General features: G+C 72.8%; 9 protein-coding genes. 3 read left to right on the top strand and 6 right to left on the bottom strand.

The window, feature by feature from the left end; all coding sequences use genetic code 11:
- Window positions 1-35: 35 nt before the first annotated feature.
- The gene (locus IF47_RS0113790; RefSeq protein WP_031509043.1) at window positions 36-1,379 is read right to left on the bottom strand and encodes a helix-turn-helix domain-containing protein; all 1,344 of its coding nucleotides are present in this window, start codon (window positions 1,377-1,379) and stop codon (window positions 36-38) included.
- 376 nt (window positions 1,380-1,755) lie between these two features.
- Between IF47_RS0113790 and IF47_RS0113795 the strand changes: the two genes are divergently transcribed.
- A complete protein-coding gene (locus tag IF47_RS0113795; protein WP_051717617.1) occupies window positions 1,756-2,397 on the top strand; it encodes a DUF4232 domain-containing protein in 642 nt (213 codons plus the stop codon).
- Between the two features lie 12 nt (window positions 2,398-2,409).
- Here IF47_RS0113795 and IF47_RS0113800 read toward each other — a convergent pair whose 3' ends face one another.
- The gene (locus IF47_RS0113800) at window positions 2,410-3,000 is read right to left on the bottom strand and encodes a potassium channel family protein (RefSeq protein WP_245641109.1); all 591 of its coding nucleotides are present in this window, start codon (window positions 2,998-3,000) and stop codon (window positions 2,410-2,412) included.
- Between the two features lie 234 nt (window positions 3,001-3,234).
- On the opposite strand from IF47_RS0113800, the gene IF47_RS0113805 reads away from it, so the two are divergent.
- A complete protein-coding gene (locus IF47_RS0113805; RefSeq protein WP_031509046.1) occupies window positions 3,235-3,903 on the top strand; it encodes a histone deacetylase in 669 nt (222 codons plus the stop codon).
- Between the two features lie 10 nt (window positions 3,904-3,913).
- Here IF47_RS0113805 and IF47_RS27770 read toward each other — a convergent pair whose 3' ends face one another.
- The 4 genes from IF47_RS27770 to gdhA all read right to left on the bottom strand — a co-directional run bounded on the left by IF47_RS27770 (window position 3,914) and on the right by gdhA (window position 10,791).
- Window positions 3,914-5,362, bottom strand: coding sequence for a hypothetical protein (locus IF47_RS27770; RefSeq protein WP_078591812.1), 1,449 nt, complete (start codon window positions 5,360-5,362; stop codon window positions 3,914-3,916).
- A gap of 182 nt (window positions 5,363-5,544) precedes the next feature.
- Entirely contained in the window at window positions 5,545-6,825 is a 1,281-nt protein-coding gene (locus tag IF47_RS0113815; protein ID WP_031509048.1) for a hypothetical protein, read from the bottom strand.
- 292 nt (window positions 6,826-7,117) lie between these two features.
- Window positions 7,118-9,178, bottom strand: a complete 2,061-nt coding sequence (locus IF47_RS0113820; protein WP_031509049.1) for a TerD family protein — start codon at window positions 9,176-9,178, stop codon at window positions 7,118-7,120.
- Between the two features lie 260 nt (window positions 9,179-9,438).
- Complete coding sequence (gene gdhA, locus IF47_RS0113825; RefSeq protein ID WP_031509050.1) at window positions 9,439-10,791, bottom strand: NADP-specific glutamate dehydrogenase; 1,353 nt, start codon at window positions 10,789-10,791, stop codon at window positions 9,439-9,441.
- 509 nt (window positions 10,792-11,300) lie between these two features.
- Between gdhA and IF47_RS0113830 the strand changes: the two genes are divergently transcribed.
- Entirely contained in the window at window positions 11,301-11,729 is a 429-nt protein-coding gene (locus tag IF47_RS0113830; RefSeq protein ID WP_031509051.1) for an HU family DNA-binding protein, read from the top strand.
- Window position 11,730: the final 1 nt, after the last annotated feature.

An 11,730-nucleotide genomic window follows, 5' to 3' on the forward strand; every position in this document is an offset into this window, starting at 1 on the left:
GCCGTGCCCGGCTCGGTGGCGGAGGGTCGCCCGGCTCAGCCCTCGTCCGGCTCCTCCGTCCAGCCGTCCGCCCCCAGCGGGTACATGTACGTGGGGCGCCCCTCGGCGCCGCTGGTGCGGAACGGCCTGCCCCGGTCGTCGACGCGGAGCGTCCCGCGGCGGTCGCCGCTGGACCACTCCAACTCCAGGTACCAGTCGACGTCGTGGGCGTCGGTGCTCGCGGTGACGTAGAGGACCTCCGGGTCGCTCTCGCTCACCTTGTAGGGGAAGTCCCGTTGGTCGGCGCCGGGTTCGGCGTCCGGGCGGCCCTCGTCCAAGTCCACGGTGAAGTGCCGGGTGGAGACACCGCCGCCGCAGCCGACGCCCGTCGCGTAGTTGTTCCACGCGAGGGGGGCCCTCCGGTCGGCCACGCGGACGTGGAGGTCCTTGAGGACGACCGTGTCGTCACCCGTGCCCTGGACGGTCAACTCCACGTACTGGCTGCCGGAGGAGACCGCTTGGGTGGCCGCCACCCAGCCGGGGGCGTCCGGGGCGAAGGGCGGCGGGGGGACCCTGGAGGGCGGTGCGTCGACGAGGTAGTACTGGCTGCACGGGCCCTCCCAGGCGTACGGGCGGACGGAGACGGTCAGCGGGACGCCGCCGCGCGCGGTGCCGTCGGACGGTTCCGTCTCCCGCCCGCTCCGCGCCGGACCGTCCTCGCCGCCGTCTCCGCCCGGGGAAGGGGCCGGGCTCGCGCCGCCGGTGCGGGAGGCCGACGGGGACGCCGGGCCGTCCGTCCGCTCCGGCGTGCCCCCGCCGTTCCGGCCGTCTCCGGTCGCGGTGGCGGCGGGTCGCTCCGCCGCCACCTCGTCCCCACCGGTCAGCGGCTGTACGGCGAGGGCGGCGGCGCCGGCGACGAGCGCGATGGAGACACCGGCGAGCAGCGCGGTACGGCGCCGGCCACGGGGGAACCGGCGGCGGGAACGGTCGTCGGCGCTCGGGGCGGGAACGGCCGGCGGCTCGGGAGCGGGGGTGGGCTCCGGAGTGGGTTCCGGGATCGGTTCCGGAGTGGGTCCGGGCTCGGACGCCGGCTTTGCTGTCCGTCCCGGGGACTCCGGTGCCGTGCGGGCCGAGGGTTTGGCCCTCCGCCCCCGCCGCTCGTCCGCCAGCCGCCACCGTCGGTGGAGTTCCGCCAGCTCCTCCGGCGTCGCCTTGCAGGCCCGTGCGAACCGCTCCACGGGCGCGTACTCCATGGGCACCGCCTCGCCCTTGCAGTACCGGTGCAGCGTCGACGTGCCGATGTGCAGGCGTCTGGAGAGCGTCCCGTAACTCAGCCCCGAACGGTCCTTCACCTCCCGCAGCAACGCCGCGAACTCGGCCGTCTCGTCAGCCTCCTCCACCGCTTCCCCTCCGTCCGACCCCGACGCGTGCCGTGTTCATCCAAGCACGCCCGTTCCGGCCGACGGTCATCGTCGGCCACCGCCCGTCCCGCTGTGTCCGCCCTCGGCGCGGCCGTGGGGCGTTCCGGGTGGGATGGCGTTTCCGCAGGTCGGAGAGGGGTGGGACATCCCGGCGTCCCGGATGCCCCGGTCGGCGTTGTCCCAGCCGGGGCGGGACGGCCACGGTGGTGGGCATGCCGCGGCGCTCGCCGTGGAACCGATGTCCGGCGCTCTCCCGCTCGTTCGAAGCGCCCACCCGGAACAACCGCTCGCACCACCCACTCGAAACCCGAAGCATTCACTCGAAACGAGGACGCCCATGTTCCGCTCTCGACGCATGCCCCGATTCGCCGTCTCCGCCGCGCTCGTCGCCGCCTCCCTCTCCCTGGCCGCGTGCCAGTCCGGAACCGGCGTGGAGACGGAGGGCAGGGCTCCCGCCGTGAGCCCGTCCGCCTCCCCGGACCGGGCGGGCTCGGGCGGAGGCGGCGCCCACGACGAGCGGCCCGCCCGCCCGGTCGATCACAAGCCCTCGGACGACCGGAAGGGCGAGGACGGTCCCGTGACCGAGAGGTGCGACGCGTCCAACACCGAACTCACCGTCAAGCGCGTCTCCCGGCCGATCAACCGCCTGCTCCTGACCGCCACCAACACCGGGGACACCGTCTGCAACGCTTACGGTCACCCGTACCTGCGTTTCGACGAGGCCCACGCCCCGGTACCGGCCCTGGAGGACAGCCGCCCGCAGGCGGTCGTCTCGATGGCGCCCGGCGAGTCCGTCCACGCGGGGATCATGACCATGGCCGCCGTGGACACGGATGTCGTCGGCGTCACCGAACTCGGCGTCCTCTTCTCCGACCGGGACGGCGGGTCGGTGGACACCCGGCCGGTGCGGCTCGCCCTGCCGGAGGACACCGTGATCAGCTCCAACGCGTGGGTCACGTACTGGCAGGACGACCTGGACGCCGCCCTGATGTGGTGACGACCCCTCCCGTCAGGCGTCCCCGCCACGTCCGTCGCGGTCCGGGGGCGTCTGTCGGCGCAGCGCGGACCTGACCGTGTCGACCACGAGCCGGGCCGCGACGCCCACGACGAGCAGTCCGCCCGCCATCTGGACCATCGTCATCACACGGGCCGGTTGGGAACGGGCCGTGATGTCGCCGTACCCGACGGTGGTGAACGTGGTGAGCGTGAAGTACAGCGCGTCGGTACGGGTGAGGGGCTCGGTGAAGCTGCCCGGCTCGGCCCTCTCCAGCATCCGGTAGGCCGACGCGAAGACCAGCAGGAACAGCAGCAGGACGCTCACCAGCGTCTCGACGGCCCGCAGCAGGGGTCGGGGGGACCGTCCGATCGCCCGGATCTGCCAGACGAACAGCGCCAGGACGGCGACCAACCCCACGGTGAGGACGGCGACCGTGACATCGGTGAACTCCCTGTCCAGGGGCAGGAGGTAGTACCCCAGGAGGAGCCCCGCCGTGATGGCAGTCGGACGCAGCAGCGCCAGCAGCGACGAGCGGCTCAGGACGTACCGGGACCACTCCCCGCCGTCTCCCGAGGTCTCCTGGGACGGGTCCGGTGGTCGCACGTGCTTCTCCCCGTCCTCGTCTGTCCTCGCCTGTCACCGTCTGTCGGCGGCTGCTCGGCGGTTGCTCGGCGGTTGCTCGGCGTCCGCCGTCGGTCGGCTTTCCCCGTCCGGTGGCGCACCGGCGGGCAGGCGGCAGCATAGATTCCGAAAAGGGATATTTCTCCGCGGGACCCGGCCGGTCACCCGTTCGGAGGCCCCTCGCCGCCCGGTGCGGCGACCGCGCAGAGTGGAGGCATGACCGTTCCCCGTCGACCGGAACCCCTCGGCGCGCGTCCGGCGGACGTCCACCGCGTCTGGTACGCGGCGTACGGCTCGAACATGCACCGCGAGCGGCTCACCTTCTACCTCGCCGGCGGCAGGCCGCCCGGCGGCGCGCGAACGTATCCGGGCTGCCGGGACCGCCGGCCGCCCGAGCGGTCGCTGCCCCTCGTGCTGCCCGGGCTGCTGTACTTCGCGACCGAGTCGCCGGTGTGGCGGGGCGGCCGGGCCTTCTACGACCCCGACGCCGGCGGCGAGACACCCGCGCACGCCCATCTGCTCACCGCCTCGCAGTTCTCCGACATCGCGGCCCAGGAGATGTACCGGGAGCCCGGCGTCGACCTGGATCTCGCCGAGGCGTTGACGCGCGGACGCGCGCGGCTGGGGCCGGGCCGGTACGAGACGCTGGTCTGCCCCGGTCTGCTCGACGGCCGGCCGGTGCTGACCTTCACGGCCCCGTGGCGGAGCGACGAGGTGGCCAAGCGCCCGCCGTCGGCCCCCTACCTGCGGCACCTGGCGTCCGGGCTGGTGGCGTCCCACGGCTGGAACGCCGAACGGGCGGCCCGGTTCCTGGCCGGTCGGCCGGGCGCCGAGGGGCGCTGGACGCCCGAGGCCGTGGCGGAGTTGGTGGAGCGCTCCGGGTGACGCGGGGCCGTCAGGGGCGGACGGCGACGGACCAGGGGGGACGGTAGGTGTCCGGCACGGGGTACCGCGGCCAGTCGCGGGCCCAGCGCGGTGCCTCGCCGCCGCGCAGCACCAGGGCGTCGGCCCGCGTCCGGGCGTCGGCCTCCGCCGTGGTGCAGCCCGCCAGGTGGGCGACGGGGATCGCCGATCCGCTCCCGCCGAGCGCGCACGGCGGGCGCACGCCGTGCTCGCGCAGCACCGTGGTGACGCGCCGCCAGTCCTCGCGCGCCCGCTGTTGGATGTCGCCGTGCGTGTGCGCCAGACCGAGCTGGACGGCCAGGTGGAAGGCCAGGACCAAGGCGAGGGCGGCGGCCGTCGCGTGCGAGCGGCGGGCCCGGTCCGCGGCGGCGAGCAGACCGAGGGCGGCGGGCACGGCGAGCAGGGCGTAGCCGGGCAGCAGGAAGCGCGGGGCCGCGTAGGCGACGAGGAAGAAGTACTGCGCCGTGGCCGAGGCGGCCACGGCCACGGCGAGCCACAGGGGCGCCACAGGGCTCCCCGCGCGGCGCGTGGCCCACATTCCCAGCGCGGTGAACAGGACGAGCAGCGGCCACCACTCCACCGCGGCCCACCACACCCCGTCACCGGCGCAGGGGCGGCACAGCAGCGGACCGTCCAACGAGGTGAGGTTGGCGGCCAGGGAGAGGACGGGGCGCGTGCCGCCCTGGGCGTCGCTCGCCTCGGCGAGCCTCCGTCCCACCCCGCCGAACCGCAGGTGTGCCTCGACGACCCACGGCAGCGCGCCCACCGCGACGCCCCCCGCCACGGACAGCAGCCGGCCCGGGCCGCGCCAGGCCGGCACCAGGAGGGCGGCGAGGAAGAGCGGGGCGGCGACGAACGCGCCGTCGTTGGGCCGCATCAGCGTGACCACGGCCAGGCCCGCGACGATTCCCGCGTGGCACGGGCGCCGCCGGACGAAGCAGCCCACCGCCGCGACCGCGCCCATCGCCGTGTAGTGGTTGGGCATCGCGGAGTTGGCGTAGAACAGGGCGATCCATCCGCTGCCGTACAGCGCCGCCGCCACCCACCCGGCCGAGGGCCGGGGCAGGGCCCGCAGCCAGGGTCGGAAGCCCAGGTACAGGGCGACGCCCGCCAGGAGCAGCAGCCAGATCCTCAGCAGGAGCTCCGAGCCGTTCCAGGAGGCGATCGGGAGTTCCAGCAGGGGCACGCCCCGGGTGCGCGGGGCGCTGAAGGGGGTGGCGGGGCCGTGCGGGCCGAAGCGGCTGGTGTAGACGCGCTCGTCCCAGCCGAGGGGCAGGGTGAGCGGCACCAGGAGGGCGGCCGTCAGGACGAAGGCCGCGCACACGGCCCACAGCCGGCGGTCCGCCCCCCTCGGTGGGGCGGACCCCACGGCCGTCCGTCCGGCGTCGAAACCGGACGTCGTGCGGCCGGGGGTCGCCGACCAGCCCGTCACGGCCTTCACCTGGCCTCCAGCCACCCGTGGTTCGCTACGTTATGTGCCGTTCTATCAGCGAATGTCACGGTTTCCTGGTGACACACCCGGCAGGCCGGACCGATCGTATGACCGCATGTGCGGCAGATGGGGCACACGCGGTCCGCCGGGACGAGACGCGATGGGATGGCCGGGCCGGGCCCGGTCCGGTGTCAGGGGCGGGTGCGGACGCCCGTGCCGTTGAGGCAGAGGGCGATGTTGCGGACCGCGGCGGTGAGTTCCTCGATCACCCGGGCGGCCTGCTCCGCGTCGTGGAAGGCGGGACGGTCGGCGGCCAGGGAGGTGTTGAGGTCCTCGGTGAGGCGACGTACGGCGTCGATGTCCTCGGCGGGCGGAGCCGTGGGGGCGGGCCGGGGCGGCTTGGGGGGCACCGGGGCGGAGAGCACGGGTCCCGTGGCGGGCGCGGGGGGTGTGGCGGGCGCCGGGGGCGCGGGGGATGCGGGTTCCGTCGGGACGGCCGGGGCCACGGGCGCGGCCTGCGACTCGCCCCCGTTCCCGCTCGCGCCTCCGTTCCCGCTCACGTTCGCGTTTCCGGGCGCGTTCGCGTTTCCGGGCGCGGGTGTCGAGGGGACGGGGACGGTGTCGGGCGCCCTTGTGCCTCCCGCGTCCGCGCTCCCCCAGCCCTTGACGGGCTTCGCCACGTCCGGCGAGAGCCTTGTCTGCGGCAGCAGCACGTTGTCCGTGGCGCCGGCGAGCCCGGCGGGTCCGGCGGTGCCCGGTGACCAGAGCGGGGCGGTGGACTGTGGCGAGGCGACGTGCTCGGCCTTCCACTGGAGGCGGTAGCACTCGACCTGGTCGGCGCAGGCGGCCCGGGCATGGAAGATCGCGCTGCCCTCACCGAGATCGGGGTACCAGAGGTTGGGCCCGGGGAAGCGCACCGTCCGCATGCGCGGCTTGATGGGCTCCGCGCAGCCGATGCAGCAGCCGGCCGGGACGCACAGGGCGCTGCCCTCGCTCTGCGCCGCGCGGGGGCCGATCTCCCCGCGGTACTCCCCGTTGCTGCACGGCGGCAGTTCGCCACAGGTGCGGCAGACCGCGTAGTGCTCGGGGAGGACCCGCCAGCCGTGGCCGATGGGCGCACACCAGTACTTGGGCGCGGACCGGGGGAAGTTCTCGTTGCGGAGCACCAGGACCACGGGCCGCTTGTAGAACTCGGCCCGGTCGGGGGGCTGCACGTTCACCTGGCCGTTCGCCCGACGCAGGTGCTCCGAGTGCCGCCACAGCTCGACGTGTTCGCGCCAGGCCTGTTCGTAGGAGAGGGGCCAGGGGTGGTCGCGGTACTCGTTGATCTCCAGGATTCGCCAGGGCTGCCGGTCGAAGACGACGACGTGTCCGCTCATCAGGCGGAGGTGCGTACCGTTGTCGCCTTCCTTCGGCCAGTCGATGCGACCGACGCGGGTGGGCTGGTCGGGGAGCCCTTCGCGGACATGCATGACACGCTCCTCGGCAACGGGACAACCATGGTCATCATGGAGCACTTTCCGCACATTCTGTGTCATTTCCGACCTTCAATCGTTCAGACACGCGCGCCTGACCGTCACTCGCCCCCTCAGCCGGTATGACGTTCCGTCAATTCGCCTGCTCTTCCTTCCGCTTCGCGGAGGGCCGGCCCTCCGGGTCCGCTCGGGCGGTCGTGACGGCGTGCCGGCCCGCGGACGGACCGGCGTCCCCGACGCCCCCGACGACCCCGGCGACGACGTCCGGGACCGCCCGCGCGGCCCCGGGTCACCCGGTGGGCAGTTCACTCCCCGACGGCCGCCGGGACGGGCGCCGCTCCAGGTGCGTGACGACACCGGCGTGGAACCGGTGCACGGCGTCGTCGACGCTGCGGATGAACCCCGTCTCGGCGTTGCCGCGGGTGCTGCCCATGCCCTTGAAGAGGGAGAGTCGGAAACCGGTGATCCGGGCGCCGTCCTTCGGGAGGAGGTCGCCCGGTTCGGGACGCAGCCGCTCCAGGGTGCCGCGCGGTCCGCCGCCCTCGCCCTCGACGAGGGTCTCGACGTGCAGGTCGGCCGGGGCCTCGGCCAACTGCCGGACCAGACGCTTGACCCAGGTGAGGGGGTAGCCCTGCTCGGGCGCGGTGATCTCCACGGACGTGCGCAGCTTGCCGGTGCGCAGGTCCGCGGTGACGGCGAGGATGCCGGGCGTCCCCTCGATGCGCAGTTCCGCGCCGAGACGACCGTCCCGGCAGAGCCCGTCGGCGAGGGCCACGCGGCGGGACTGCGGGTCGGCGCCGCGCCGGACGCGCTGGACGGGCAGGACTTTCCGGCCGAGTTCGCCGCCGAGCCGCAAGCAGACCTGGCGGATGAGCCGTTCCCAGTTCTCGACGACCTCCAGGGCCCGCTGGTCGCCCTGGCAGAGGGTCTCCTCGTCGATGGCGTTGCGCACGGGCACCCAGGCCGGTCCCATGTTCTGGAAGCCGTGGCAGCCGGAGTTCTCGTGCTGGAGGTAGTGCAGGAGTTCCTGGAGGAGCCACGCCTGGGCGGCGTTGCCGACGCCCTCGTGGCGGATCAGCATCTGGGCCTGGTGCGCCACCTCGGCCCAGGACAGGTGCCGCAGGGCCACCTTGTGCTTGCGACGCCGGTCGATCCTGACGTCGACGAGGGGGCTGCCCTCCAGGGCCACGTCGTTGGAGAGGGTGATCACGGCCTCGTAGCCGCGCCGGGCGGCGATGTCCATGTACGCCTGGACCTGTTCGGCCTTGAGCGGGTTGCCGTTGGTCTTCGTCTCCACCAGGGCCGTCCAGAGCCTGCCCGCGCGCTCGACGCGGATCACGCCGTCCGGACGCCTCGGGGAGTCCCCGTGCGGCAGGGAGACCTCCGTGAACGTCTCCATCCGCCCCGCCGGAGCGCCGAAGGCGGCGGTGAGACGGCGGCCGAACTCCGGCACCTGGGCCATCACCGACAACAGGATGGAGGTCGCCCGCGTCTCCCGCTCCCGGTCGCTTCTCAGGGAGGAGACGGGGAAGAGACGGGCCTGCCGCCAGGAGTCGTTCTCGGCCAGGGACTTCTTGGCGACCTTGGGCAGCGTGACCTTCTTGCGGGCGGTGCGGGGACGCCGGGCCGGGGCCTTCTCCGCCGCCGCGAGGGCCGGCTCCGCCGTGGGGGCCGGCTCCGCCGCCGATGCCCTGCGGTCCGGCTGGCGGGGGACGGCGGGCAGCGGCTCGACGGTCCTCTCGGGTTCCGGCGTCGCGTCGGGACGCGGTTCCGGCGTCTGGTCCAGGACCGGCGTCGCGGACTCCTCCTCGGCGTCGTCCTCGACGTCGATGCCGAAGTCGGTCGCCAGGCCCGCCAGTCCGGTCTCGTAGCCCTGTCCGACGGCCCGGAACCGCCAGCTCCCGCCCCGCCGGTAGATCTCGCCGAAGATGAACGCGCTCTCCACGCCGGCGTCGTCGATGGAGAAGCCGAGCAGGACCTCGCCGGCGCGGTCGGCGAGCGTCACCCGGAGGCCGTCCAGTTCGCCGAATCGAGCGCCGCCGTAGCGGCTGGCCCCGACGACGACGCACTCGACGTCGGGCGGCATCGCGGCCAGGTCGAGGCTGATCCGGTCCTCGCTGCCGTCGGCGGTCGGCGTCTTGCCCAGGAGCTGCACGCTGCCGTCCGCGGCGACCGGGTTGTTGTAGAAGAAGAAGTCCGCGTCGCCGCGCACCTTGCCGTCGACGTCCAGCAGCAGGACGGAGACGTCCGCGTCCCCGTCCCCCGTGGCGCTGGTCCAGCTCAGCCCCAGGACCACGGAGTCGATGTCCTCGCTCAGGCTCGCCAGGTCGACGTTGGCGCCCTTGACCATCTCGTGCATGTGCCCCCCTGGTACGCGATCACGTCGGGCACCGACGAACAACCGCTTTTCGCTGTTTGACTCAGTGCACACTCGATGTGTGCGGAACCAAGCTTAACCCCGTTGGGCGCTTGCCGGGGGCGAATCGGGCGAGAGCGACACGGACGACGGCCCGCCCCGGGGCGCGGAATCCCGGGGCGGGCCGTCGGCTGGGCGGGACGTTCCCCGCCGGGGGGCGGGCCGGAGATCGGGCCGAAGGTCGAGCCGGGCCGTCAGATCAGGCCCTGCGCCACCATGGCCTCCTCCACGAGCTCGAAACCCGCGATGTTGGCACCCGCCACATAGTCGCCGGGGCGGCCGTAGCGCTCGGCCGTGGTGTGGCAGAGCCCGTGGATGTGCTGCATGATCTCGGTCAGCCGGGCCTCGGTGTGCTCGAAGCTCCAGGAGTCGCGCGAGGCGTTCTGCTGCATCTCCAGCGCGCTGGTGGCCACACCACCCGCGTTGGCGGCCTTGCCCGGGCCGAACAGCACGTCCGCGTCGCGCAGCACCTTGATGCCGCTCGGCGTGGTGGGCATGTTCGCGCCCTCGCCGACCGCCTGCACTCCGTTGCGGACCAGGCGCACCGCGTCGTCCTCGTCCAGCTCGTTCTGGGTGGCGCACGGCAGGGCCACCTCGCACGGCACCTCCCAGACCCGGCCGCCGGAGACGAAACGCGCCCCGCTCCGCTCGGCGTACTCCGACAGCCGTGCCCGCTCGGTCAGCTTGACCTGCTTGAGCAGGTCCAGGTCGATGCCCTTCTCCTCCACCACGTAACCACTGGAGTCGGAGCAGGCGATCGGAGTGGCGCCGAGCTGCCGTGCCTTCTCCATGGCGTAGATGGCAACGTTGCCGGAGCCCGAGACCACCACGCGCTTGCCGTCCAGGTCCTCACCGCGCGTCTTGAGCATCTCCGCGGTGAAGACGACCAGGCCGTAACCGGTGGCCTCGGCGCGCGCCTGCGAACCGCCCCACAGGACGCCTTTGCCGGTCAGGACGCCGGCCTCCCAGCGGTTGGTGATCCGGCGGTACTGACCGAAGAGGTAACCGATCTCACGCGAGCCCACCCCGATGTCACCGGCCGGGATGTCGGTGTACTCGCCCAGATGGCGATACAGCTCGGTCATGAAGGACTGGCAGAAGCGCATGATCTCGGCGTCCGACCTCCCCTTGGGGTCGAAGTCGCTGCCTCCCTTGCCGCCGCCGATCGGCATGCCGGTCAGGGCGTTCTTGAACGTCTGCTCGAAGCCGAGGAATTTGATGATCCCCAGGTTGACGGACGGGTGGAAGCGCAGCCCGCCCTTGTACGGTCCGAGGGCGCTGTTGAACTCCACCCGAAAGCCGCGGTTGACGTGTGTCCGCCCCGAGTCGTCGCTCCAGGGGACACGGAAGATGATCTGCCGTTCCGGCTCGCACAACCGCTCGACGAGGGACTCGTCCAGCAGCTCGGGGCGTCGGGCGAAGACCGGCCCCAGCGACTCCAGGACCTCCCACACGGCTTGGTGGAACTCCCTCTCACCGGGGTTGCGGTGCAGTATCCGGTCGTAGAGCTTCTCGATCACGCGTTCTCCTTGAAGGTGCGGCTCCATGGCTCCGCCATCCCGTGATCCCAGACAGGACGCGTACAAACGCATGACGCCGAGCACCCACGGGGTGCTCGGCGTCATCGTCGACGTTGCGGACTTCCAGGGTGACACGCCTCGACCGCGAGTTCCCAGCGGGGAGGTCGTCATACGGAACACCGTTCCGCCGCGCTCGGCCCACTCGAGCGGTGGGCGTCCGAATGATGACGGTGTGCGACGTTCAGGCGAGAGGTGACTGAGGCATTCACCGCTTACGGAGATCGAGACCGGTGCGCGTGAAGAGCTCTCGGAGCACCCCGCTCACGCCCGCGGAGATACCGCCGCGCGGGCCGCGACACCCAAGAAGCGGCGCCACGCCGCGTCGCTTCCAGGAGGACGAGCCACCCGAGCGACGCGGCCCACCGACGACACGGTGAGTGTCCGAATGACGACGGTGTGCGATGGACGGACGAGTAGGATGCCTGCGCGATGAGAGCGCTCCCGCGCGGAGCCGGCAGGCCGACTGGAGGGGGACCATGTCGTTCGACGAGGAGTGGCGGCAGATCCAGACCGATGTCGCCGCGCGTCAGACGAGGATGCGGCTGAACCGGCTCGACGGGGGCGGAGGCGGCACATCGGGCCTGAGCGTACGGGCCGATGATCTCGGGCTCGTCGGGAACAACGCCTTCGAGTTACGCGACCGGCTCGGCAAGGACGGCAAACACGCCCTGAAGAGCACCGAAGCGGCCGCGACAGCACTGAAGAGCGACAACTTCCGGACCGGACCGGCGCTGAAGACCCTGCACGACACCTGGGAGAGTCAGGTGAAGACGCTGTTGGACGCCTGCGCGCACATCTCCGACCACTTGGACTACAGCATCGCGCAGCACGGCAAGGACGAGGCCGACATCTCTCAGTCCTTCACGGGCCTTTCGGTCTCCAGGATCAGCGAGTTCTTCGAGTAGG

The sequence above is a fragment of the Streptomyces megasporus genome, from assembly GCF_000718985.1.
Lineage (GTDB): Bacteria > Actinomycetota > Actinomycetes > Streptomycetales > Streptomycetaceae > Streptomyces > Streptomyces megasporus.